The organism is Diaphorobacter oryzae DSM 22780 (assembly GCF_059568935.1).
The window spans coordinates 288,752-313,753 of the sequence record NZ_JCANUL010000004.1 but is presented as its reverse complement, the minus strand read 5'-3'; the positions used below and the strand labels follow the sequence as shown (position 1 = coordinate 313,753).

The window sequence follows — 25,002 nt, the reverse complement described above, 5'->3', positions numbered from 1 at the left end:
CCCGATGCCCGGAATTTTCTAGTAAGTGGTATAGGCAATATGAAATACGTATCCAGATTGGCAATCGTCATCGCCGCTGCTTCGGTTGCAGCTTGCGGTGGAGGCGGCGGAAACTCAGGAAGTACTCCGGGAGGGAATAATGGCCCGAAGGTGGCTAGTTTCGACTATCAGCTCGACAAGACGACCTTGCTGAACTCGGGGTTGGACGAGGCTACTTTGAAGGTGACGGCCCTCGATGGGAACAACAATCCTGTCCTCGGTGCCAAGGTAGAGGTCAAGGTGAACTCCGGCATTTACACTCCGGCTGAGAAGGAAACCGACCAGAGTGGGCAGGTGACGGGCAAAATTTCAACCGGCAGTGATAAGGCCAACCGGGATATCGACTTGACCATCAAGATCGATGGCAAGGAAAAGTCAGCCAAGATCCCCGTCACTGGAAGTGAAGTGGAGGTTACGACGAATCCTCCGCAGCCTACGCCGGGTCAGTCGGTAACCTTGGCGGTCAATGTGCTTGATGTGAAGAAGGCTCCTATTCCCAATGCCAAGGTGGAGTTTGGGGGCAGTCTGGGCTTTACTGGAACGGCAGTGACGGATAACTCTGGGAAGGCCGGTGCAACGGCAAAGGCGCCTGCCACTCCAGGTACGTACACAGTGGAGGTCACGGCGTCTGGTGTGACGGCAAGACATAGCGTGCAAGTGCTGGGTGCGTCTGCAGGCGTCCCGGATGCCGTGGGAGCAATCAGTGCAGCGGCTCTCGCCATCACGCCGAACACCATTGCGCCTAATTCCTCGGGTTCCAGTCAGAATCGCGCCAATATCCGTGCGATCTTCCAGGATGCCCAGAACAAGGCCATCAAGAACGTGCGGGCTCGCTTTGAGATTGTTGAGCCAAGTCTGGGGGCCGGCGAGCGTATTTCTTCGGGCTCCGACATTCTCTATACCGACGTCAACGGCGTCGTGAATGCTGAATATATTGCCGGTACGCGTCCTAGCCCGACGAACGGCGTCGTCATTCGGGTGTGCTACGGTCGGACGGATGCTGAGCTTGCGCAGGTGGAAACGGATGCAGATGGCAAGCCTGTGAAGGATGTCAATGGAAATCCGGTTTGCAAGAACAAGCAGATTGCTAGCATGACCGTGGCATCCGCACCTCTGAATATTCAGATTGGCGACCATAACAAGCTGGAAACCGGACAGGATGGCATCACCTATATCAAGAAATTCGCAGTCTCCGTGGTGGATGCTGCGGGTAATGCCGTGCCCAACGCCGAAATCTCCGCCAATGTCGATTTGCCGAACTATTACAAGGGTCCGGTGTGGAGTGCGCGTGCAGAAGGCCAATTCCGCTGCGCCAATGAGGACGCCAACCGGAACGGTCTGATTGATACATGGCTTGACCAGGCTGGCCTGCGTCAGTCCGAGGACGTGAACGGCAACGGCGTGCTGGAGCCCCGGAGGGCGGATGTGGTGCTCTCGTACGTCGGTGGCAACCGCCGGACGGGAACCAACGGCTTCGTCACCATCCAGGTGGAGTATCCCCAGAGCGTGGGTGGTTGGTTGGATTACACGATCAAGGTGACCACGAGCGTTGCTGGCTCGGAAGGTACGGTGCAGAAGACCTATGTCACAGACGTTCTCGAGGCCGACGTCAAGAATGGCTCGTTCCTGACGCCTCCTTACGGCCGGGCGTTGGATTGCAAGCAGCCTAACTAAGCAGTGAGGCTTCTGAAAGGCGGATGGGTTCCATCCGCCTTTTGTCTTTCTAGAATACCCATTTTGCAGTTGCAGCAAGGATGGATGCCATGCGTTTGGAACGCGCCGTGATCGGTATTTCTCTGGAAGATCGCTCCTACTCCATAGTGGTGGGGGACGATCTGCTGACTCACGAGACCTTCGCTGCAGCAGTGAAAAGCACGGGTGATGCCTTGATCGTGACCAATACGGCAGTGGGGCCGCTCTATGCGGAGAAACTGTCCAGGGCGCTGGAAGGTCTGCATGCCAGGGTGCATGTGGTGCAGTTGCCCGATGGGGAAGAGTTCAAGACCTGGGACAGCCTGAATCGGATATTCGATGCGCTCTTGCAGCGGGCATGCGACCGTAAGACCACCCTCTACGCCCTGGGCGGCGGCGTCATTGGCGACATGACCGGATTCGCCGCCGCGTGCTACATGCGCGGCGTGCCCTTCGTGCAGGTGCCCACCACGCTGCTGGCGCAGGTGGACTCGTCCGTGGGCGGCAAGACCGCCATCAACCACTCGTTGGGCAAGAACATGATCGGGGCCTTCTACCAGCCCCGGCTGGTCGTGTGCGACCTGGACACGCTGGACACGCTGCCCCCGCGCGAGCTGGCGGCGGGGCTGGCGGAGGTGATCAAGTACGGGCCCATTGCCGATATGGAGTTGTTGGCCTGGCTGGAGGCCCACATGGATGCCTTGCTGCTGCGCGATCGCGGGGCGCTGGCCCATGCGGTGCAGCGCAGCTGCGAGATCAAGGCCGCCGTGGTGGGCGCGGACGAGCGCGAGGCGGGCCTGCGCGCCATCCTGAACTTCGGCCACACCTTCGGCCACGCCATCGAGGCGGGCATGGGCTATGGCGTGTGGCTGCACGGCGAGGGCGTGGCCGCCGGCATGGTGATGGCGGCCGAGCTGTCGCGCCGGCTGGGTCTGGTGGATGAGGCCTTTGTCGAGCGCCTCACGCGCCTGATCGCGCGGGCAGGACTGCCCACGCGCGGGCCGGTGCTGGATGCGCAGGACAACGCGGGCCGCTACCTGGAACTGATGCGCGTGGACAAGAAGGCGGAAGGCGGCGAGATCCGCTTCGTGCTGATCGACGGCCCGGGCAAGGCGATCATGCGCTCGGCGCCCGATGCGCTGGTGCGCGAGGTGATCGACCAGTGCTGCGCTGTTTGATGAATGCTATTGTTTTGGTAGCTGTTCGCGCTTTTCCCGCGGGCGTTGCAGGCTATTTTGATGCTTGATCCAGCGCTGGCGCCTTACGCCTGCCACCCCGCGCTCAGCCGCGGACGCAGGCATTTCGAGCCGGCGGCGCCTACGCGCACGGAGTACCAGCGCGACCGCGACCGCATCGTGCATTCCACGGCCTTCCGGCGCCTGGTCTACAAGACCCAGGTGTTCCTGAACCACGAGGGCGACCTGTTTCGCACGCGGCTCACGCATTCGCTGGAGGTGGCGCAGCTGGGGCGCTCCATCGCGCGCTCGCTGCGGCTCAACGAGGACCTGGTCGAGGCCGTGTGCCTGGCCCATGACCTCGGCCACACGCCGTTTGGCCATGCCGGGCAGGATGCGCTCAACGACTGCATGGCGGATTTCGGTGGCTTCGAGCACAACCTGCAGAGCCTGCGCGTGGTGGACACGCTGGAGGAGCGCTACCCGGCGTACGACGGCATCAACCTGACCTATGAGACGCGCGAGGGCGTGCTCAAGCACTGCTCGCGGCGCAACGCCGAACTGTTGGAGGCGCGCGAGCCCGGCGGGGTGGCGCTGCGCTTCCTGCTCGGGCAGCAGCCGAGCCTGGAGGCCCAGCTGTGCAACCTGGCCGACGAGATCGCCTACAACGCGCACGACATCGACGACGGCGTGCGCTCGGGCCTGATCTCGCTGGAGCAGCTGCGTGACGTGCCGCTGTTCGACCGCTACCGAGCCCAGGCCGAGGCCGACCACCCGCAGCTGGCGCAGGCCTTAGGCCAGCGGCGGCTGCTGAGCGAGGCCATCCGCCGCATGCTCAGCGACCAGGTCTATGACGTGATCGACACCACGCGCGCGGCCCTGGCGGACCAGGCGCCCGCCGATGTGGATGCCGTGCGCCGCCTGCCGGCGCTGGTGGGGTTTTCGGCCGATATGCGGGCGCAGTCGCAGGTGCTCAAGCGCTTCCTGTTCCGGCAGCTGTACCGCCATCCGCAGGTGGTGCAGACCACGGACCAGGCCAGGCAGGTGGTGCGCGAGCTGTTCGCGATCTACCAGGCCGATCCGGGCGAGATGCCGCCCGCCCAGGCCGGCTGGGCGCTGGAGGGCGACGCGCACCACCGCGCCCGCACGGTGGCGGACTTCATCGCCGGCATGACCGACCGCTTTGCCGGGCGCGAGCACGAGCGGTTGACGGGCCAGCGCCTGCTGGGCTGAGGCGGCCGGCGGGGGAGGGGGCGTGCGCGGGGGCAGGCATACAATGCCAGCCCCTCCCAGAACGAGCCACGAGCCGCACCATGACCACAGCGCCCGCGCCATACACACAGCCCCCATCTTCCACCGCCTGCGACGATGGCATGGTGGTGCAGGACACGGTGCGCTGGCTGGAGCGCGCCGTCATCGGCCTCAACCTGTGCCCGTTTGCCAAGAGCGTGCATGTCAAGGGCCAGATCCACTATGTGGTGAGCCACGCGACCGACGCGCGCGCACTGCTGCAGGACTTGCAGCGCGAGCTGGAGGCGCTGGCCGAGGCCCCGGCGGAGCAGCGCGACACCACGCTGCTGATGGCGCCGCTGGCCATGGCGGACTTCCTGGACTTCAACGACTTTCTGGAGCTGGCCGACGAGCTGGTCGAGGCCATGGACCTGGCGGGCATTTTGCAGGTGGCGTCGTTCCACCCGCGCTTCCAGTTCGAGGGCACGCAGGTGGAGGATGTGAGCAACGCCACCAACCGCGCGCCATACCCCACGCTGCACCTGCTGCGCGAGGAGAGCATCGACCGCGCCGTGGAGGTGTTCCCCGAGGCCGAGGAAATCTTCGAGCGCAACATCGAGCTGCTGGAGCGCCTGGGCGCGGCCGGCTGGGCCGATCTGGACGTGGGCCCGCGCTGGCCTGCCGGCGGCGCCAAGCCGGAGGCCGGCGCGTGAGTCGGCCATCCCCCCGCACGCAGCCCAAGGCGCAGGCCAGGGCGGGCGCGCGCACCGGCGCCGACGCGGCCCAGGTCGCCGTGCTGGCCGAGCTGCGGCCGGGCCAGTCCGTGGAGCTGCTCCAGGAACTGCACATCCTCACGCGCGAAGGGCGGCTCAACCAGGACTCGCGGCGCAAGCTCAAGCAGGTCTACCACCTGTACCAGTTCATCGAACCGCTGCTGCAGGAGCTGTCCGCGGACGGCCATGCGCCGCTGCTGGCCGACCATGGCGCCGGCAAGTCCTACCTGGGCTTCATCCTCTACGACCTGTTCTTCAAGCAGCTGGGGCGCGGCGAGATCTACGGCATCGAATGGCGCGCCGACCTGGTGCAGCGCTCGCGCGAACTGGCGGCGCGGCTGGGCTTTCAGCGCATGCGCTTTCTCGATATGTCGGTGGCCGATGCCGCAGGCGCCGAAGAGCTGCCCGAGCGCTTCGACATCGTGACCGCGCTGCACGCCTGCGACACCGCGACGGACGACGCCATCGCCTTCGGCCTGCGCAAGCAGGCGCGTGCCATGGTGCTCGTGCCCTGCTGCCAGGCCGAGGTGGCGGCCTGCCTGCGCGGCTCCAAGGCCCTGAGCCTGGCGCGCACGCCGCTGGCCGAGCTGTGGCGCCACCCCATCCACACGCGCGAGCTGGGCAGCCAGATCACCAACGTGCTGCGCTGCCTGCACCTGGAGGCCAGCGGCTACCAGGTCACGGTGACCGAGCTGGTGGGCTGGGAGCACAGCATGAAGAACGAGCTGATCCTGGCGCGCCACACGGGCCAGAAAAAGCGCAGCGCGCGCGAGCGGCTGGCGGCGATCTTGGCGGAGTTCGGGCTGGCCGAGGCGCTGGCGGGGCGCTTCGGGCTGGATCAAAAACAATAGCTGCCAGCGCTTTCTACTCAAGGCTTCAGATGTTTTTCATGCTGAAGCCTTTGCGCATCAAGCGCTGACAGCTATTTAAAGCGTAGCGTTCTGGCGCAGGCTTACTTCATCGTGATGGTGGTGTTCACGCCATCGCTGCTGCTGCCGTGGTCCTCGTACCAGCGGGCCGTCACCGTCTTGGTCTGCGTCCAGAACTGCACGGCCTGCTTGCCGTTGGGGCCCAGGTCGCCCAGCTTGGACGCACGCGAGCCGGTGAAGCTGAAGTAGGCCACGGGCACCGGGATCGGCACATTGATGCCCACCTGGCCCACGTTGATGTCGTGCTGGTACTTGCGCGCCGCCCAGCCGCTGCTGGTGAAGATGGACGTGCCGTTGCCGTTGGGGTTGCGGTTGATGAAGGCGATGGCGTCCTCCAGCGTGTCCACGCAGACCACGTTGAGCACGGGGCCGAAGATCTCCTGCTGGTAGATGTCCATGGCGTCGGTCACGTCGGCAAAGACGGTGGGGCCGACGAAGTTGCCCTTCTCATAGCCGGGCACGGTGCAGCCGCGGCCGTCCAGCAGCAGGCTGGCGCCCTGGGCCACGCCGGAGTCGATCAGGCCCAGCACGCGCTCCTTGGCGCGCGGGTTGACCAGCGGGCCCAGGTCGGCGCCGCGGTCGGTGCCGGGGCCGACCTTCATGGCCTTGGACTTGGCCACCAGCTCGGGCAGCCAGTCGCGCGCCGCGCCCACGAACACGGCCACCGAGTTGGCCATGCAGCGCTGGCCGGCAGCGCCGAAGGCCGAGCCCAGCAGGTTGTTCAGCGCATGCTCCTTGGGCGCGTCGGGCATCACCACGCAGTGATTCTTGGCGCCCATCATGGACTGCACGCGCTTGCCGGCCTCGCTGGCGCGGCGGTAGATGTGCGTGCCCACGTGGGTGGAGCCGATGAACGACAGCGCCTTGATGTCCGGGTGGTCGCACAGCATGTCGGCGACTTCGGGGCCGCCGTGGATGACGTTGAGCACGCCCGGCGGCACGCCGGCCTCGTGCGCCAGCTCGACCAGGCGCATGGTGGAGCTGGGGTCCTGCTCGGACGGCTTGAGCACGAAGGTGTTGCCGCAGGCAATGGCCATGGGGAACATGAAGCAGGGCAGCATCACCGGGAAGTTGAAGGCCGTGATGCCCGCGCCCACGCCCAGGGGCTGCAGCAGGTTGTACACGTCCACGCCGGTGGCGGCGTTCTCGGCGATCTCGCCGAGCTGCAGCGTGGTGATGGAGCAGGCGTGCTCCACCACTTCCAGGCCGCGCGCTACTTCGCCCTCGGCGTCGGGCAGGGTCTTGCCGTGCTCGCGGGTGATGAGCTGCGCCAGCTCGGCCGTGTTCTCGCGGATCAGGTGCTGCAGCTTGAGCATGATGCGCATGCGCGCGCCCAGCGACGTGCTGCGCCAGGTCTGGAAGGCCTGCTGCGCGTTGGCCACGGCCAGTTCGACTTCCTCACGCGTGGCAAAGGGCACGCGGGCCACGACTTCCTGCGTGGCGGGGTTGGTCACGTCGCGCCATTGCGTGCTTTGCGACGGGTAGGGCTTGCCACCGATGAAGTGGTGGATGGTGGTGGGTGTGGTCATGGCGATATCCGGTGTCTGGGGAAACTTATTTCTTCACCAGCGGGCAGCTCGATTGGGCCAGCGGCTTGAAGGCGGTCTGCGCGGGGATGGTGCTCACGGTCTTGTAGTAGTCCCATGGGCCCTTGGATTCGTTCGGGGCCTTGACCTCGAACAGGTACATGTCGTGGATCACGCGTCCGTCGGGGCGGATGCTGGCGTTGCGCATCACGGGGTCGTTGATGGGCAGTTCACGCATCTTCTGGGCCACCACCTTCCAGTCGTCGGTCTTGGCGGCGGCCACGGACTTCAGGTAGTGCAGCACGCTGGAGTACACGCCGGCCTGCACCATGGTGGGCTTGAAGCCCTTGTGCTGCTTCTCGAAGCGGGTCGAGAAGGCGCGGGTCTTGTCGTCCATGTCCCAGTAGAAGCCCTCGGAGAACATCAGGCCCTGCGCCTGGCGCAGGCCCAGCGAGTGCACGTCGGTCAGGAACATCAGCAGCGATGCCACCTTCTGCCCCTTGCCGCCGGTGATGCCGAATTCGCGCGCGGCCTTGATGGCGTTCACCGTGTCCTGCGCGCCGTTGGCCAGGCCGATCACCTGGGCCTTGGAGTTCTGGGCCTGCAGGATGAACGAGGAGAAATCGCTGGCATTGAGCGGATGGCGCACGCTGCCCACCACCGTGCCGCCGTTGGCCTTGACCATGTCGGAGGCGTCCTTTTCCAGCGAATGGCCGAAGGCATAGTCCACCGTCACGAAGTACCAGCTCTTGTCGCCGTTCTTCGTCAGCGCGGCGGCCGCGCCCGATGCCGACGAGTAGGTGTCGAACATCCAGTGGAAGCCGTTTTCGGCGCAGTCCTCGTCGGTCAGGCGCGTGGTGGCGGGGCCGCTGTACATGGCGATGCCGCCCTTTTCGCGGATGAGCTTTTGCACCGCCAGCGCGCCGGCGGAGTTGGTGAGGTCTGCCAGGGCATCCACCTTGTCGCGGTCCAGCCATTCGCGGGCCTTGGTGGCGGCGATGTCGGCCTTGTTCTGGTGGTCGGCGCTCACCACCTCAATCTTCATGCCCTTGCACTCGGCCTTCAGGCAGTCATCCACGGCCATCTTCGCGGCGACGACGGAGCCGGCGCCGCCCATGCCGGAGTAGGGGCCCGCCATGTCGGTCAGCACGCCGATCTTGACCACGTCGTCGGAAATCTGGGCCTGTGCGCCCGCGCCGAGCGCGAGGACGGCCAGGGCGAGGGAATGTCGGATGGGTCGCATGCATGTCTCCTGGTTTATCGATCTTGCGTGTCGGCGAGCGCCGCACCGCGGACGACTCTAATTCAGCAGGAATGCAAATGGGTTCGGCATTTGGGCATATGCTCATTGCAAATTTGCACCGCATACCTCTGATCCGCATGGCCGCCGACAACATCAACTGGGACAACCTGCGCCTGTTCCTGGCCGTGGTGCGCGCCCAGTCGGCGCAGGAGGCCGCGCGGCGCATGGGCGTGGACCATTCGACGATCACGCGCCGCCTGCACCGGCTGGAGAAGGAGCTGGGCGCCCAGCTGTTCGAGCGCACGCCGGCCGGCCACCTGCTCACGACGGCGGGCCAGCGGCTGCTGGAGCATGTCGAGCGCATGGAAAGCACCATGGTGCGGGTGGGCGAGGACATTGGCGGCGACAGCCACATGCTCACCGGCCATGTGCGGCTGGGCGCGACGGAGGGCTTCGGTAGCTTCTTCCTGGCCCCGCACCTGAGCCATTTCTGCGACCGGCACCCGTCCATCGAGGTCGAGCTGCTCATCGTGCCGCGCTTCATCAACCTCTCGCAGCGCGAGGCCGACCTGGCCGTCAACATCGAGCGGCCGCAAAGCAGCGGCCAGGTGTGCAGCAAGCTCACCGACTATCGCCTGTGCCTGTATGCCAGCAGGCACTACCTGGAGAGCCACCCGCCCATCCGCCACCCGCGCGATCTGGCCGCGCACCGGTTCTTCGGCTATGTGGAAGAGCTGCTGTTCAGCCCCGAGCTGCGCTACCTGACCTCCATCGTGCCCGATGCGCCCACCCCCCTGCGCAGCACCAGCGTCGTGGCCCAGTACAACGCGGTGCGCGAGGGGCGCGGGCTGGCCGTGCTGCCCTGCTTCATGGCGGCGCAAAGTACCGAACTGGTGCCGGTGCTGGCCAACGCCATCGACCTGCGGCGCACCTTCTGGCTCGCCGCGCCGGCGGACCGCAGGGAGCTGGCGCGGGTGCGCGCCCTCAGGGACTACCTGCGCGAGGTGGTGGACTGCAACCAGCCTTTCCTGCTGGGCCTGTCGCCCGACTGGCGCACGGTGCAGTGAGGCCGCGCCGTCCATGGGCGCGGCCCGTGGCGCAATAGGCGGGACAATCCGGCCATGGCCCGTCTGCCCCGTCTTGCCCTTGCCGGCTACCCGCACCACATCATCCAGCGCGGCAACAACCGCCAGCCCATCTTTCTGGATGCGGCGGACCGCGAGCTCATGTGGTCGCTGCTGGTGGAGCACGCGCGCCAGCAGCAGGTGGCCGTGCATGCCTATGTGCTCATGGACAACCACTTCCACCTGCTGGCCACGCCGCAGACGGACCAGTCGCTGCCGCTGATGATGCAGGCCGTGGGCCGCAGCTATGTGCGCCGCTTCAACCAGCGGCACGGGCGCTCGGGCACGCTGTGGGAGGGCCGCTACCGCAGCGCCGTACTGCAGGCCGAGCGCTACCTGCTGCCCTGCATGGCGTACCTCGACCTGAATCCGGTGCGCGCCGGCATGTGCGGGGCGGCGGCGGACTTCCGCTGGTCCAGCCACGGCCACTACATCGGCATGCGCAGCGACCGTCTGATCACGCCGCACGCGCTGTACTGGGCCCTGGGCAATACGCCGTTCGCGCGCGATGCGGCCTATGCGGCCCTGGTGCAGGGCGGCATTGCGCCGGCCGACCAGGCGGCGCTGACGGATTCCGGCCTCAACGGCTGGGCGCTGGGCGACGCGGCGTTTGTGCAAACCCTGCAACAGGCGACTCCGCGGCGCCTGACCAAGGCGCGGGCGGGGCGCCCCGCGCTGGACAAAGTCACCCACCACTGAAATGCGGATATCGAATAGTTCGCCTGGATTTTTTGCTATTCAATTTGATATGTCCCCAATAAATTTGCACCAAAAATGTGCATTTGTTTATTGGTATCTGACCCCAATTAAAGGGCTTGCACGCCCATGTTGCATTGCACTACGCTTGCGGTCCCTGCGAAATAAATTGAGGAACGCGCCATGACCACGGCTGCCGAGATCCAGCACCTGCAACAGCACGGCCTGTATGCATCCAGCAATGAACACGACGCCTGCGGCCTGGGCTTTGTGGCCCATATCAAGGGTGTGAAGCGCCACGACATCGTGACCGGCGCGCTGAAGATCCTGGAGAACCTGGACCACCGTGGCGCCGTGGGGGCCGACAAGCTCATGGGTGACGGCGCGGGCATCCTGATCCAGATTCCCGACCAGCTCTACCGCGAAGAGATGGCCCGGCAGGGCGTGGAACTGCCCCCGGCCGGCGAGTACGGCGTGGGCATGATCTTCCTGCCCAAGGAGCATGCCAGCCGCCTGGCCTGCGAGCAGGAGATGGAGCGCGCCATCAAGGCCGAGGGCCAGGTGCTGCTGGGCTGGCGCGATGTGCCGGTGAACCGCGACATGCCCATGTCGCCCGCCGTGCAGGAAAAGGAACCCATCCTGCGCCAGGTGTTCATCGGCCGCGGCGCCGACGTGATCGTGCAGGACGCGCTGGAGCGCAAGCTGTACGTGATCCGCAAGACCGCCAGCGCCGCCATCCAGGGCCTCAAGCTCAAGCACAGCAAAGAGTACTACGTGCCCAGCATGAGCAGCCGCACCGTGGTCTACAAGGGCCTGCTGCTGGCGACCCAGGTGGGCGTGTACTACAAGGACCTGGCGGACGTGCGCTGCGTCTCGGCCATCGGCCTGGTGCACCAGCGCTTTTCCACCAACACCTTCCCCGAGTGGCCGCTGGCCCACCCCTACCGCTACGTGGCGCACAACGGCGAGATCAACACCGTGCGCGGCAACTACAACTGGATGCTGGCGCGTGAGGGCGTGATGGCCTCGCCCGTGCTGGCCGACGACCTGAAGAAGCTCTACCCCATCAGCTTCGCCGGCCAGTCCGACACCGCCACGTTCGACAACTGCCTGGAACTGCTGACCATGGCCGGCTACCCCATCAGCCAGGCTGTGATGATGATGATCCCCGAGCCCTGGGAGCAGCATGAATCCATGGACGAGCGCCGCCGCGCCTTCTATGAATACCACGCCGCCATGATCGAGCCCTGGGACGGCCCGGCCTCCATCGTGTTCACCGACGGCCGCCAGATCGGCGCCACGCTGGACCGCAACGGCCTGCGCCCCTCGCGCTACGTGGTGACCGAGGACGACCTGGTGATCCTGGCCTCCGAGGCCGGCGTGCTGCCCGTGCCGGACGGCAAGATCGTGCGCAAGTGGCGCCTGCAGCCCGGCAAGATGCTGCTGATCGACCTGGAGCAGGGCCGCCTGATCGAGGACGACGAGCTCAAGGCCGGCATCGTCAACACCAAGCCCTACAAGCAGTGGATCGAGAACCTGCGCATCAAGCTCGACGATGTGAAGCTGGGCGAGCCGGCCGCGCAGCCCGCCGCGTCTGCGCTGCCGCTGCTGGAGCGCCAGCAGGCCTTCGGCTTCACGCAGGAGGACATCAAGTTCCTGCTCGCGCCCATGGCGCGCAACGGCGAGGAGGGCGTGGGCTCCATGGGCAACGACAGCCCGCTGGCCGTGCTGTCCGACAAGAACAAGCCCCTGTATAACTACTTCCGCCAGATGTTCGCCCAGGTGACGAACCCGCCGATCGACCCGATCCGCGAGGCCATCGTCATGTCGCTGGTCAGCTTCGTGGGCCCCAAGCCCAACCTGCTGGACATCAACCAGGTCAACCCGCCCATGCGCCTGGAGCTGCAGCAGCCCATCCTGGACGCCAAGGGCATGGCCAAGCTGCGCGAGATCGAGAAGTACACGCACGGCAAGTTCAAGAGCGCCACCATCGACATCACCTACCCGCTGGACTGGGGCAAGCAGGGCGTGGAGGCCAAGCTGGCCTCCCTGTGCGCGCAGGCCGTGGACGAGATCAAGGGCGGCGCCAACATCCTCATCATCAGCGACCGCAACGTGAGCGCTACGCAGGTGGCTATTCCCGCGCTGCTGGCGCTGTCCAGCATCCACCAGCACCTGGTGCGCTCGGGCCTGCGCACCACCGCCGGACTGGTGGTGGAGACGGGCACGGCGCGCGAGGTGCACCACTTCGCGGTGCTGGCGGGCTACGGCGCCGAGGCCGTGCACCCCTACCTGGCGCTGGAGACGCTGGCCGACATGCACAAGGACCTGTCGGGCGAGCTGTCCGCCGACAAGGCCGTGTACAACTACATCAAGGCCATCGGCAAGGGCCTGTCCAAGATCATGTCCAAGATGGGCGTGAGCACCTACATGAGCTACTGCGGCGCCCAGCTGTTCGAGGTCATCGGCCTGAACAGCGACACTGTGGAGAAGTACTTCACCGGCACCGCCAGCCGCGTGGAGGGCATCGGCGTGTTCGAGATCGCCGAGGAGACCATCCGCAACCATCTGGCCGCGTTCGGTGACGATCCGGTGCTCGAAACCATGCTCGACGCCGGCGGCGAATACGCCTGGCGCGCCCGCGGCGAGGAGCACATGTGGACGCCCGACGCCATCGCCAAGCTGCAGCACAGCACGCGTGCCAACAGCTTCAGCACCTACAAGGAATACGCGCAGATCATCAATGACCAGTCCAAGCGCCACATGACGCTGCGCGGCCTGTTCGAGTTCAAGTTCGACCCCGCCAAGGCCATTCCGGTGGAGGAGGTTGAATCGGCCGCCGACATCGTCAAGCGCTTCGCCACCGGCGCCATGTCGCTGGGCTCCATCTCCACCGAGGCCCACGCCACGCTGGCCGTGGCCATGAACCGCATCGGCGGCAAGAGCAACACAGGCGAGGGCGGCGAGGACCCGGCGCGCTACCGCAACGAGCTCAAGGGCATCCCGATCAAGCAGGGCGAGACGCTGGGTTCCATCATCGGCGCCGACAAGGTCGAGTCCGACATCGCGCTGCGCGACGGCGACAGCCTGCGCTCGCGCATCAAACAGGTGGCCTCGGGCCGCTTCGGCGTCACGGCCGAATACCTGTCGTCCTCCGACCAGATTCAGATCAAGATGGCCCAGGGCGCCAAGCCCGGCGAGGGCGGCCAGCTGCCCGGCGGCAAGGTGTCCGACTACATCGGCCAGTTGCGCCACAGCGTGCCCGGCGTGGGCCTCATCAGCCCCCCGCCGCACCACGACATCTACTCCATCGAAGACCTGGCACAGCTCATCCACGACCTGAAGAACGTGGCCCCGCACGCCGACATCTCGGTCAAGCTGGTGTCCGAAGTGGGCGTGGGCACCATCGCGGCCGGCGTGGCCAAGTGCAAGAGCGACCATGTGGTGATCGCCGGCCATGACGGCGGCACGGGCGCCTCGCCCTGGTCGTCGATCAAGCATGCGGGCAGCCCGTGGGAAATCGGCCTGGCCGAAACCCAGCAGACCCTGGTCTTGAACCGCCTGCGCGGCCGCATCCGCGTGCAGGCCGACGGCCAGATGAAGACCGGCCGCGACGTGGTCATCGGTGCGCTGCTGGGCGCCGACGAGTTCGGCTTCGCCACCGCGCCGCTGGTCGTCGAGGGCTGCATCATGATGCGCAAGTGCCACCTCAACACCTGCCCCGTGGGCGTGGCCACGCAAGACCCCGTGCTGCGTGCCAAGTTCACCGGCAAGCCCGAGCATGTGGTGAACTACTTCTTCTTCATCGCCGAGGAAGTGCGCCAGATCATGGCCCAGCTGGGGGTGCGCAGCTTCAGCGAGCTGATCGGCCGCAGCGACCTGCTCGACACCCGCAAGGGGCTGCAGCACTGGAAGGCCCAGGGCCTGGACTTCTCGCGCCTGTTCGCCCAGCCGCAGGTGTCGGCCGACGTGGCCCGCTACCACGTCGAGGCGCAGGACCACGCCCTGCACAAGTCGCTGGACATGAAGCTCATCGAGCGCTGCAAGCCCGCCATCGAGCGCGGCGAGAGCGTGCGCATCATGGAGGTGGCCAAGAACGTGAACCGATCCGTGGGCGCCATGCTGTCGGGCGCCGTGACGCGCGTCCACCCCGAGGGCCTGCCCGACGACACCATCCGCATCCACTTCGAGGGCACGGGCGGCCAGTCCTTCGGCGCCTTCCTGTGCGCCGGCCTGACGCTGAACCTGACCGGCGAGGCCAACGACTACACCGGCAAGGGCCTGTCGGGCGGCCGCGTGATCGTGCGCCCCAGCCACGAGTTCCGCGGCGAGGCCGTGGGCAACACCATCGTGGGCAACACGGTGATGTTCGGCGCCACCACCGGCGAGGCCTTCTTCGCCGGCGTGGCCGGCGAGCGCTTTGCGGTGCGCCTGTCGGGCGCGACGGCGGTGGTCGAAGGCGTGGGCGATCACGGCTGCGAGTACATGACCGGCGGCACCGTGGTGGTGCTGGGCAAGACCGGCCGCAACTTCGCGGCCGGCATGAGCGGCGGCATTGCCTATGTCTACGACGAGGACGGCAAGTTCGACACGCGCTGCAACCTGTCCATGGTGACGCTGGAGCGCATCCTGCCCGCCGACGAGCAGGTGGCCAACATGGGCCGCGGCATCTGGCACCGCGACCAGACGGACGAGGCCCTGCTCAAGAAGCTGCTGGAGGACCACAGTCGCTGGACGGGCAGTAAGCGCGCCCGCCAGCTCCTGGACAACTGGGCCGCTTCGCGCAGCAAGTTCGTCAAGGTCTTCCCGACGGAGTACAAGCGCGCCTTGTCGGAAATTTATGAGCGAAAAGTGCTGGAAGAGCAGGCTACGCCTGCGGTAGCAGCTCCTAAAAAGGAAGCGGTTCCCGCCAAGTAAATCCTGGGACGCAGGGCCGCAGGCCCTGCCGCGGCACCACGGCATTCATAAATACAGACAGGACACCACGATCATGGGCAAGACCACAGGTTTCATGGAATACGAGCGCATCGAGGAGGGCTACAAGCCCGTTGCTGAGCGCGTCAAGCACTACAAGGAATTCGTCATCGGCCTCGATGACGCGCAGGCCCGGGTCCAGGGCGCGCGCTGCATGGACTGCGGCACGCCGTTCTGCAACAACGGCTGCCCGGTGAACAACATCATTCCGGACTTTAACGACCTCGTGTACCACCAGGACTGGAAGAGCGCGGTCGCGGTGCTGCACAGCACCAACAACTTCCCCGAGTTCACCGGCCGCATCTGCCCCGCCCCCTGCGAGGCCGCCTGCACGCTCAACATCAACAACGACGCCGTGGGCATCAAGTCCATCGAGCACGCCATCATCGACCGCGCCTGGGCCGAAGGCTGGGTCCAGCCACAGCGGGCCGCCCGCAAGACCGGCAAGAAGGTCGCCGTGGTGGGCTCCGGCCCCGCCGGCATGGCCGCGGCGCAGCAGCTGGCGCGCGCGGGCCATGACGTGACGCTGTTCGAGAAGAACGACCGCATCGGCGGCCTGCTGCGCTACGGCATCCCCGACTTCAAGATGGAGAAGTCGCACATCGACCGCCGCGCCGAGCAGCTGGTGGCCGAGGGCGTCACCCTGCGCACCGGCGTGTTCGTGGGCGCGGCCAAGGACGGCCTGGGCAAGGGCAGCAAGGTCACCAACTGGGCCAAGGAAACCATCACGCCCGAGGAACTGAACAAGCAGTTCGACGCCGTGCTGCTCACCGGCGGCGCCGAGGCCTCGCGCGACCTGCCCGTGCCGGGCCGCGACCTCGACGGCATCCACTTCGCAATGGAGTTCCTGCCGCAGCAAAACAAGGTCAACGCGGGCGACAAGCTCAAGGGCCAGTTGCGCGCCGACGGCAAGCATGTCATCGTCATTGGCGGCGGCGACACCGGCAGCGACTGCGTGGGCACCAGCAACCGCCATGGCGCCGTGAGCGTGACGCAGTTCGAGCTCATGCCCATGCCGCCCGAGGAGGAGAACAAGCCCCTGGTCTGGCCCTACTGGCCGTACAAGCTGCGCACCAGCTCCAGCCACGAAGAGGGCTGCGAGCGCGAGTTCGCCATCGCCACCAAGGAGTTCATCGGCGACAAGGGCCAGGTGACGGGCCTGAAGACCGTGCGCGTGGAGTGGAAGGACGGCAAGATGACCGAGGTGCCCGGCAGCGAGCAGACGCTCAAGGCCGACCTGGTGCTGCTGGCCATGGGCTTCGTGAGCCCCGTGGCCGCCGTGCTCGACGCCTTCGGCGTGCACAAGGACGCGCGCGGCAACGCCAAGGCCACGACGGACTTCGACGGCGGCTACGCCACCAACGTGGCCAAGGTGTTCGCCGCCGGCGACATGCGCCGCGGCCAGTCGCTGGTGGTCTGGGCCATCCGCGAAGGCCGCCAGGCCGCGCGTGCGGTGGACGAGTTCCTGATGGGCCGCTCGGACCTGCCGCGCTGATCCCCGTGCCTCGGGGCGGGCCGCAGCCCGGCCTGGGCCGCGGCGCCTGTGCGTCGCGGCTGCTTCATATTTGATAGCTGTTGGCGCTTTTCTAGTGGGCATTCAAGGCTGTTTTGGCTTGCAATATCCGGGGCGGTGCATGGCCGGCTGACGCACGCCGGTGCCATCGGTGGGACAATCTCGGGTTTGCCCGGAATGGCATGCCAGCCGCCCCCCGACGGGGCGTGCGCCGGCCAGGCCGGTTTTTCATCCTTCTTTTCGAGACACGTACACCATGAAGAAGATTGCCGCTGTTGCCCTGCTGACCCTGGGCGCCGTGCTGGTTGGATGTTCCAAGCAGGAGTCTGCCGCTCCCGCCGCTGCCGCGCCCGAGCCCGCACCGGCCGCCGTGACCAAGATCGTCGTCGGCCTGGACGACAACTTCCCTCCCATGGGCTTCCGTGACGAGAAGAACGAACTGGTGGGCTTCGACATCGACATGGCCAAGGAAGCCGCCAAGCGCCTGGGCCTGGAGGTGGACTTCAAGCCCATCGACTGGAGCGCCAAGGAGGCCGAGCTGTCCGGCAAGCGCGTGGACGCGCTGTGGAACGGCCTGACCATCACCGAGGAGCGCAAGCAGAACATCCTGTTCACCGCGCCCTACATGGAGAACCACCAGATCATCGTGGTGGCGGCAGGCTCGGCCATCAAGGCCAAGGCCGATCTGGCTGGCAAGGTGGTGGGCGCGCAGGAAGGCTCCAGCGCCGTGGACGCCATCAAGAAGGAAGACGCCGTCTTCAAGTCGTTCAAGGAGTTCAAGACCTTCGGCGACAACGTGACCGCGCTGATGGACCTGAGCACCGGCCGCCTGGAGGCCGTGGTGGTGGACGAGGTGGTGGGCCGCTACTACGTGGCCAAGAAGCCCGACCAGTACGCCGTGCTGGACGACAACTTCGGCACCGAAGAGTACGGCGTGGGCGTGCGCAAGGACGACACCGAGCTGCAAGGCAAGCTGGACAAGGCCCTGGCCGACATGAAGCAGGACGGCGCCGCCGCCAAGATTGCCGAGCAGTGGTTCGGCAAGAACATCATCAAGTAATCACCTGAACCGCGTCCGCTCCCTCCTCGCGAGGGGGCGGCACGCAACCGACACCGGCTGCCCGCGCGGGGCGGCCGGTGTTTTTTTGTGGCGGCCGCACGGGCCGCGACAATCAGAGGCCGGCGCCTGTGCCGGACGCTGAGGCAATACGCATGGACTACGTTCTTTCCCTTCTGGGGCCGCTGGCGCAGGGCGCCACCGTCACCCTGAAGCTGTTTGCGATCACGCTGGTGCTCGCCGTGCCGCTGGGCCTGGTGCTGGCGCTGGCGCGCGTGTCGCGCTTCGCGCCGCTGTCGGCGTTCGTCAACGGCTACATCTGGCTCATGCGCGGCACGCCGCTCATGCTGCAGATGCTGTTCATCTATTTCGCGCTGCCCTTCGTGCCGGTGATCGGCGTGCGCCTGCCGGACTTTCCGGCCGCCGTGGCGGCGTTCGCGCTGAACTACGCGGCCTACTTCGCCGAGATCTTCCGCGCCGGCATCCAGTCGGTGGACCGCGGCCAGTACGAGGCGGCCAAGGTGCTGGGCATGAGCTACGGCCAGACCATGCGCCGCATCGTGCTGCCGCAGATGGTGCGCAGCATATTGCCGCCCATGAGCAACGAGACCATCACCCTGGTCAAGGACACCTCGCTGATCTACGTGCTGGCGCTCAACGACCTGCTGCGCGCCGCGCGCGGCATCGTGCAGCGCGACTTCACCACCACGCCCTTCATCGTCGCCGCGGCCTTCTATCTCGTCATGACCCTGGTGCTGACCTGGGGCTTCCAGCGCCTGGAGAAACGCTATGCCAAGTTTGACCAGTGACGCCGTGCGGATGATCGAGGCGCGCGACGTGCGCAAGCGCTTCGGCCACAACGAGGTGCTGCGCGGCGTGTCGCTGCAGGTGCGCCTGGGCGAGGTGGTAGCCGTGATCGGCCCCTCGGGCTCGGGCAAGAGCACCTTCCTGCGCTGCCTGAACCACCTGGAGACCATCGACAGCGGCCACATCGCCATCGAGGGCGAGGTGCTCGCCACGACAGACGCCCAGGGCCGCTGCAGCTACGCCCCCGACGCCGCGCTGCGCCGCATCTGCGCCAAGACGGGCATGGTGTTCCAGCATTTCAACCTGTTCCCGCACCTGACGGTGCTCGAAAATCTCATCGAGGCGCCCATGGTGGTGCAGGGCCTGGCGCGCGATGCGGCCATCGCCCGCGCCGAAACGCTGCTGGCCAAGGTGGGCCTGTCGGCCAAGCGGGACAACTACCCCTCGCGCCTGTCGGGCGGCCAGAAGCAGCGCGTGGCCATCGCCCGCGCGCTGTGCATGGAGCCCGACATCATGCTGTTCGACGAGCCCACGTCGGCGCTCGACCCCGAACTGACCGGCGAGGTGCTGCGCACCATGCGCGAACTGGCCGAGGAGCGCATGACCATGCTGGTGGTCACCCACGAGATGGGCTTTGCGCGCGAGGTGGCGAACACCGTGGCCTTCATGGACCAGGGCGAGCTGATCGCGGCGCGGCCGGCGGGGGAGTTCTTTGCCGACCCGGGGCATGAGCGGGCGCGGGCGTTTTTGCAGCACATGCTGTGATATTGGGGTGAAATATGGCTCTGGCGCTTATGGGGTAAGCGCTAGCAGCTATTCTTTTTGATGTGGCTGGCCGGGACTCGCCCCGGCGGGCGACCTACTTTTCTTGCACGCGCAAGAAAAGTAGGCAAAAGAAGCGCGCCCCAAGTCTGCGACCCCTTCGCTGCGCTGCGGGGCAAACCTGCGGCGTGACGCTTGCAGGGTGTGCCGCGTAACTCACTGCGCGCTTGCAGCGCTCCGTTCAAACAAACGCGGCAAGTCAGTTCACGAAGCATGGGCGCTCCGACGCCCATGCCACCCCGCAAGCGCCCCGCCACAGGCGCAGCCACAGGGGGTGGGACGGTACGGGCCATCGCTGCGCTCGGCACGTGTGGTAAGAGCCCTTCTGGCCGTGCCGAGAAGCGCAGGGCTGGGCGGATCAGGGCTCGCGATTGTCTGAGCGCCGCAGGCGCGAGTTCGAGCGAGACCCCGCACAGACCGAGCATCGCAGGTTGCCCCGCTGCACAGCAGCGGGGTCACGGACAGCAGGGTCGCCTTTTCTTTGCTTACTTTCTTTTGGCGAAGCAAAAGAAAGTGAGTGCGCCGCCGGGCGCACATCCCGGCCGGCCAGATCAAAAAGAATAGCTGCCAGCGCTTACCCCATAAGCGCCAGAGCCATATTCAGATCAAAAGATCACCCGGCAGCAGACACCACGATCTCCGGCAGCTCCGCCGGGTCGTGCACCTCCTGCAGCACCTCCCCGCTGTGCAGCGGCCGCGCCGGCCGGGCCAGCAGCGCGCGCACGAAGTTGGGCTGGGCCAGCAGGGCGTGGTGCGTGGCGCCGTTGTACAGCTGCAGGTCGTTCAGGCCCCGCGCGGCGATGCGCGCGTCCACCTCGTCGGCGCAGAGCAGGGCGGGGTCGGTGCTGTCCGATGCCATGGCCATGCACCAGAGCGTGCCGTACAGCGGCACGTACTGCAGGTAGGGCCGGACGATGGGGAACACCGCGCGCAGCGATGCGGCGATGCGCGCCATGCTTTCGGGCAGGTGCACGGGCGAGCCCAGGTGCAGCGACAGCACGCCGCCGGGCCGCAGGGCGCGGCGGCAGGCGGTGTAGAACTCCACGGTGTAGAGCTCCACGGCGGGGCCGAAGGGGTCGGTCAGGTCCAGGATGATCTGGTCGAAGCGCTCCTCGGTCTGGCCGAGGAAGGCGCGCGCATCGCCCAGGCGCAGCTCCAGGCGCGGGTCGTCGAACGCGCCGCGGTGGATGCTGCCCAGCCATTCGCGGGCCATGGCGATCACCTCGCCGTCCAGCTCGGCCAGCACCACGCGCTCCATGCCGGGCAGCTTGAGCAGTTCCTCGGCCGCGCCGCCGTCGCCGCCGCCCACGATCAGGGCCTGGCGCACGCCGGGGTGGGCGATGGCCGGCAGGTGCACCATGGGCTCGTGGTAGAAGAATTCGTCGCGCTCGCTGGTCATGAAGCAGTCGTCGATGCGCATCACGCGGCCGAACTGCGGGTTCTCAAAGACCTCGATGTGCTGCCAGGCCGACTGGCGCTGCGCCAGGGTGCGGCGGTCGCTCAGGTAGAAGCCGAAATCGGCGTTCAGGCGCTCGGCCACGTAGCGCGTGGCCTGCGCGGTGGGGGCGCCGCTCATCAGGCGCGATCGACGCGGTGCAGGTGCGGGTCGGCCGGGCTGAAGGCGGCCTGCAGGTCGTCGAACAGCTTCTGCGCCTTGGGGCGGTTGTTTTCGGTGTAGTTGCAGACGTAGACGTCCAGCGTGACGTAGCCTGCTTCGGGCCAGGTGTGGATGGACAGGTGGGACTCGGCCAGCACGACCACGCCGGTCACGCCGCCGCCCTCGCCAAAGCTGTGGAACAGGCTGCCCACGGTGGTCAGGCCGGCGGCGGCCACGCGCTCCTTGCAGAAGGCCTCCAGGTGCGCGGAGTCCAGCATCAGGCGGCTGTCACACAGGCAGCCGTACAGGTCGCCGATCAGGTGCAGGCCGGTGGCCTGGCGGGGGGTGGCTGCGGGCGGGATGGGGACGACGGACTGGAAGTTCTTCATTGAGCGAAAGCCCTTTCTCTTTTGCGGGGGGGTGGCAAAAAACGGTGCCGCGGTGGGGGCTTGCCCCACCGGGTACCGACCGGCACGCTGCGCTGGGGCAGACGCTGAACGGAAGGAAAGGGAATGTCGCTGGCACATTGCAGCGCCTTCGTTCCGTTGTGCGCCGAGACGCCCATGCAACGCTGACAGCAATCCGCCCGGAAGGACCGGGCGGGACATTTCATAGAACCGGCAAGTATAGCCAAACGTTATATACAAACCACAGGTTTTAATGAGAGGCGCAGCCCCGCAAGGGGTTTCCCCCTATGATGCTGGGTTTTCTGCCAGGGCTTTGGGCCCGGCGGCTTCTTTGTCCTGCACCATGCCATCCAACGATCCATCGACCGCCGGCGCCCTCGTGGAGCTGCGCAACGTCACCTTCGGGTACGGCGAGCGCGTGATCCTGCGCGACCTGTCGCTGGTCGTGCCGCGCGGCAAGGTCACGGCGCTCATGGGGGCGTCGGGCGGCGGCAAGACCACGGTGCTGCGCCTCATCGGCGGGCAGCAGCGCGCCCAGCAGGGCGAGGTGCTGGTGGGCGGCCAGGATGTGGGGCGCATGGATACCGAGCAGCTCTACGCTGCGCGCCGGCGCATGGGCATGCTGTTCCAGTTTGGCGCCCTGTTCACCGACATGAGCGTGTACGAAAACGTGGCCTTCCCCCTGCGCGAGCACACCGACCTGCCCGAGGAGCTGATCCGCGACATCGTGCTCATGAAGCTCAATGCCGTGGGCCTGCGCGGCGCGCGCGACCTGATGCCCAGCCAGATCTCGGGCGGCATGGCACGGCGCGTGGCCCTGGCGCGGGCGGTGGCGCTGGACCCGGAGCTCATCATGTACGACGAGCCCTTCGCGGGGCTGGACCCGATCTCGCTCGGTACGGCGGCGCAGCTCATTCGCCAGCTCAACGACGCCATGGGGCTCACCACCATCATCGTCTCGCACGACCTGGAGGAGACCTTCCGGCTGGCGGACCACGTCATCATCCTCGGCCCCGGCACCGTGGCCGCGCAGGGCACGCCGCAGGAGGTGCGCGCCAGCCAGGATCCGCTGGTGCACCAGTTCGTGCATGCGCTGCCCATGGGGCCCGTGCCGTTCCACTATCCCGGCCCCAGCGTGGCGCAGGACTTCGGCCCCGTCGGCATGGCGGACGGCGCGGGCGGAGGTGGCGCATGAGCTGGTGGCGTCCGTCGCATGTGGGCTACGCCGTGCGCAGGAAGCTGGCCGACGTCGGCATGGGCGCGCGCCTGTTCGCGCGCCTGGTGGGGCTGTTCGGCAGCGTGATGCAGCGCCCGGGCCTGGTGCGCGACCAGGTGCATTTCCTGGGCAATTATTCGCTGTCCATCATCGCCATGTCGGGGCTGTTCGTGGGCTTCGTGCTGGCGCTGCAGGGCTACAACGTGCTGCAGCTTTACGGCTCGGCCAATTCGCTGGGCCTGGTGGTCACGCTGGGGCTGGTGCGCGAACTCGGGCCGGTGGTCACGGCGCTGCTGTTCGCGGGCCGCGCCGGCACCTCGCTCACGGCCGAGATCGGCCTGATGCGCGCGGGCGAGCAGCTCTCGGCCATGGAGATGATGGCCGTGGACCCGGTGCGCCGCATCCTGGCGCCGCGCTTCTGGGCCGGCGTGATCACCATGCCGCTGCTGGCGGCGGTGTTCAGCGCCGTGGGCGTGATCGGCGGCTGGCTGGTCGGCGTGGTGCTGATCGGCGTGGACGCCGGCGCCTTCTGGGGCCAGATGCAAAGCGGCGTGGACGTCTGGAAGGACGTGGGCAACGGCGTCGTCAAGAGCCTGGTGTTCGGCGTGGCCGTCACCTTCATTGCGGTGCTGCAGGGTTTCGTGGCCAAGCCCACGCCCGAAGGCGTCTCGCGCGCCACCACCCGCACGGTGGTGATGGCATCGCTCTCCGTGCTGGGGCTGGACTTTGTCCTCACGGCACTGATGTTCAGTATTTGAGGGGCGGCAGCCACCGCCTCCAGGGAAATTCACCATGCAGCATTCCAAGAACGATATCTGGGTGGGCCTGTTCGTCCTGCTCGGGGGCGCGGCGCTGGTCTTTCTGGCCCTGCAGTCGGCCAATCTGTTGAACCTGAACTTCCGTTCCGGCTATGCGGTCACGGCGCGTTTCGACAACATCGGCGGCCTCAAGCCCAAGGCGGCCGTGCGCAGCGCCGGCGTGGTCGTGGGGCGCGTGCAGTCGATCACGTTCGACGACACCACATACCAGGCACGCGTGACGCTGGAACTCGAAAAGCGCTACGCTTTCCCCAAGGACAGTTCGCTCAAAATCCTGACCAGCGGACTGTTGGGTGACCAGTACATCGGCATTGAGCCCGGCGCGGACGAGCACAACCTCGCCGACGGCGACATGGTGACCGCCACGCAGTCGGCCGTGGTGCTGGAAAACCTGATCGGGCAGTTCCTTTATGGCAAGGCCGAGGACAGTGCCGCCTCGGCAGGCGGAGGTGGAAAAAAATGACAACCGACACTCTGTCCAGGGGCTGGACCATGCGCTGGGTGGTGCTGGTTCTGGGGGCGCTGCTCATGACGGGCTGCGCCACGGGGCCGAACGCCCATCCGGCCGACCCGTTCGAGCCCTTCAACCGCGGCGTGACCACGTTCAACGACAACTTGGACAAGGCCGTGCTCAAACCCGCGGCCACGCTCTACCGCGACGTGACGCCCCAGCCCGTGCGCACCGGCGTGGGCAACTTCTTCGCCAACCTGGGCGATGCCTGGTCGTTCTTCAACAACCTGCTGCAACTGCGCGGGCTGGAAGCCTACGAGAGCATGGTGCGCTTCAGCACCAACACCGTCTTCGGCCTGGGCGGCCTGCTGGACATCGCCAGCGAGATGGGCGTCGAGCGCCACAAGCAGGACTTCGGCCTGACGCTGGGCCGCTGGGGCGTGCCCACGGGGCCCTATCTGGTGCTGCCGCTGCTGGGGCCGTCGACGGTGCGTGATGCGGCGGCCCTGCCGGTGGACTTCTACGTGGGCGACCTGGTGGGCCATGTGGACAGGGTGCGCGTGCGCAACTCGCTCTACGGCCTGCGCATCGTGGACCGGCGTGCGGGCCTGCTGCGCGCCGGCTCGCTGCTGGACACGGCGGCGCTGGACCCCTACAGCTTCACGCGCGACGTGTACCTCAAGGTGCGCAGCGGCGCAGCCGCCGTGCAGGACGAGGGTACCTACGAGGACAACGACGGCAAGCTGCCGGACGATTACTGAGGCCAAGCGGGCCGCCGTTGCCGGCGCGGCCTCGCGACACCGGCGGATGCGGTTGGTTGCAGTTGCTTGCAACCACGTACAGGGGCGACGCAATGGGCGCAACCCCCGGCCGCCACAATCACCCCAACGAAACCATGGATGAGGGCGCGGCC

Annotated in this window: 20 protein-coding genes; 16 read left to right on the top strand and 4 right to left on the bottom strand. The window is 66.7% G+C overall.

All coding sequences use genetic code 11. From position 1 onward, the window contains the following. Positions 1 to 39 precede the first annotated feature (39 nt). The 5 genes from BP68_RS09365 to BP68_RS09345 all read left to right on the top strand — a co-directional run bounded on the left by BP68_RS09365 (position 40) and on the right by BP68_RS09345 (position 5,760). A complete protein-coding gene (locus tag BP68_RS09365) occupies positions 40 to 1,713 on the top strand; it encodes a hypothetical protein (protein ID WP_496370951.1) in 1,674 nt (557 codons plus the stop codon). 89 nt (positions 1,714 to 1,802) lie between these two features. Then, positions 1,803 to 2,909 (top strand): 3-dehydroquinate synthase, encoded by a 1,107-nt coding sequence (gene aroB / locus BP68_RS09360; protein WP_496370949.1) that lies wholly within the window; start codon positions 1,803 to 1,805, stop codon positions 2,907 to 2,909. A 60-nt stretch (positions 2,910 to 2,969) separates the two neighbouring features. Continuing rightward, the gene (locus tag BP68_RS09355; protein ID WP_496370947.1) at positions 2,970 to 4,139 is read left to right on the top strand and encodes a deoxyguanosinetriphosphate triphosphohydrolase; all 1,170 of its coding nucleotides are present in this window, start codon (positions 2,970 to 2,972) and stop codon (positions 4,137 to 4,139) included. Between the two features lie 80 nt (positions 4,140 to 4,219). Further along, positions 4,220 to 4,849: a DUF1415 domain-containing protein gene (locus BP68_RS09350; RefSeq protein WP_496370945.1), complete on the top strand. Its 630-nt coding sequence runs from the start codon at positions 4,220 to 4,222 to the stop codon at positions 4,847 to 4,849. Next, positions 4,846 to 5,760, top strand: coding sequence for a class I SAM-dependent methyltransferase (locus BP68_RS09345; RefSeq protein WP_496370943.1), 915 nt, complete (start codon positions 4,846 to 4,848; stop codon positions 5,758 to 5,760). Before BP68_RS09350 ends, BP68_RS09345 begins: the two co-directional genes overlap by 4 nt. A gap of 101 nt (positions 5,761 to 5,861) precedes the next feature. On the opposite strand, the gene BP68_RS09340 is transcribed toward BP68_RS09345, so the two are convergent. Both BP68_RS09340 and BP68_RS09335 read right to left on the bottom strand, forming a co-directional pair. Beyond that, positions 5,862 to 7,367 (bottom strand): CoA-acylating methylmalonate-semialdehyde dehydrogenase, encoded by a 1,506-nt coding sequence (locus BP68_RS09340; protein WP_496370941.1) that lies wholly within the window; start codon positions 7,365 to 7,367, stop codon positions 5,862 to 5,864. Between the two features lie 25 nt (positions 7,368 to 7,392). Further along, the gene (locus BP68_RS09335) at positions 7,393 to 8,607 is read right to left on the bottom strand and encodes an ABC transporter substrate-binding protein (RefSeq protein WP_496370939.1); all 1,215 of its coding nucleotides are present in this window, start codon (positions 8,605 to 8,607) and stop codon (positions 7,393 to 7,395) included. A 137-nt stretch (positions 8,608 to 8,744) separates the two neighbouring features. On the opposite strand from BP68_RS09335, the gene BP68_RS09330 reads away from it, so the two are divergent. From BP68_RS09330 to BP68_RS09300, 7 genes are all read left to right on the top strand, one after another. Next, entirely contained in the window at positions 8,745 to 9,674 is a 930-nt protein-coding gene (locus BP68_RS09330) for a LysR family transcriptional regulator (RefSeq protein ID WP_496370937.1), read from the top strand. Between the two features lie 54 nt (positions 9,675 to 9,728). Further along, positions 9,729 to 10,430: a transposase gene (locus tag BP68_RS09325; protein ID WP_496370935.1), complete on the top strand. Its 702-nt coding sequence runs from the start codon at positions 9,729 to 9,731 to the stop codon at positions 10,428 to 10,430. A 180-nt stretch (positions 10,431 to 10,610) separates the two neighbouring features. Further along, entirely contained in the window at positions 10,611 to 15,344 is a 4,734-nt protein-coding gene (locus tag BP68_RS09320) for a glutamate synthase-related protein (RefSeq protein ID WP_496370933.1), read from the top strand. A gap of 73 nt (positions 15,345 to 15,417) precedes the next feature. After that, a complete protein-coding gene (locus BP68_RS09315; protein ID WP_496370931.1) occupies positions 15,418 to 16,896 on the top strand; it encodes a glutamate synthase subunit beta in 1,479 nt (492 codons plus the stop codon). A 274-nt stretch (positions 16,897 to 17,170) separates the two neighbouring features. Then, positions 17,171 to 17,974 (top strand): amino acid ABC transporter substrate-binding protein, encoded by an 804-nt coding sequence (locus BP68_RS09310; RefSeq protein WP_496370929.1) that lies wholly within the window; start codon positions 17,171 to 17,173, stop codon positions 17,972 to 17,974. 152 nt (positions 17,975 to 18,126) lie between these two features. Beyond that, positions 18,127 to 18,780, top strand: a complete 654-nt coding sequence (locus tag BP68_RS09305; RefSeq protein ID WP_496370927.1) for an amino acid ABC transporter permease — start codon at positions 18,127 to 18,129, stop codon at positions 18,778 to 18,780. Then, positions 18,761 to 19,543 (top strand): amino acid ABC transporter ATP-binding protein, encoded by a 783-nt coding sequence (locus BP68_RS09300; protein ID WP_496370925.1) that lies wholly within the window; start codon positions 18,761 to 18,763, stop codon positions 19,541 to 19,543. Before BP68_RS09305 ends, BP68_RS09300 begins: the two co-directional genes overlap by 20 nt. A gap of 670 nt (positions 19,544 to 20,213) precedes the next feature. On the opposite strand, the gene speE is transcribed toward BP68_RS09300, so the two are convergent. After that, positions 20,214 to 21,176, bottom strand: coding sequence for a polyamine aminopropyltransferase (gene speE, locus BP68_RS09295; protein WP_496370923.1), 963 nt, complete (start codon positions 21,174 to 21,176; stop codon positions 20,214 to 20,216). Further along, positions 21,176 to 21,586 (bottom strand): adenosylmethionine decarboxylase, encoded by a 411-nt coding sequence (gene speD / locus BP68_RS09290; protein WP_496370921.1) that lies wholly within the window; start codon positions 21,584 to 21,586, stop codon positions 21,176 to 21,178. The genes speE and speD overlap by 1 nt, the downstream gene beginning before the upstream one ends. 361 nt (positions 21,587 to 21,947) lie before the next feature. Here speD and BP68_RS09285 point away from each other — a divergent pair, with 361 nt between their 5' ends. From BP68_RS09285 to BP68_RS09270, 4 genes are read left to right on the top strand one after another with little or no spacing between them, the layout of a single operon-like run. Beyond that, positions 21,948 to 22,799 carry an ABC transporter ATP-binding protein gene (locus BP68_RS09285; RefSeq protein WP_496370919.1) on the top strand — a complete coding sequence of 284 codons (852 nt, stop codon included), beginning with the start codon at positions 21,948 to 21,950 and terminating at the stop codon, positions 22,797 to 22,799. Further along, positions 22,796 to 23,578: a lipid asymmetry maintenance ABC transporter permease subunit MlaE gene (mlaE, locus tag BP68_RS09280; RefSeq protein WP_496370917.1), complete on the top strand. Its 783-nt coding sequence runs from the start codon at positions 22,796 to 22,798 to the stop codon at positions 23,576 to 23,578. The genes BP68_RS09285 and mlaE overlap by 4 nt, the downstream gene beginning before the upstream one ends. A gap of 34 nt (positions 23,579 to 23,612) precedes the next feature. After that, the gene (gene mlaD / locus BP68_RS09275) at positions 23,613 to 24,101 is read left to right on the top strand and encodes an outer membrane lipid asymmetry maintenance protein MlaD (RefSeq protein WP_496370915.1); all 489 of its coding nucleotides are present in this window, start codon (positions 23,613 to 23,615) and stop codon (positions 24,099 to 24,101) included. Beyond that, positions 24,098 to 24,850, top strand: a complete 753-nt coding sequence (locus BP68_RS09270) for an MlaA family lipoprotein (protein ID WP_496370913.1) — start codon at positions 24,098 to 24,100, stop codon at positions 24,848 to 24,850. Before mlaD ends, BP68_RS09270 begins: the two co-directional genes overlap by 4 nt. Positions 24,851 to 25,002 lie beyond the last annotated feature (152 nt).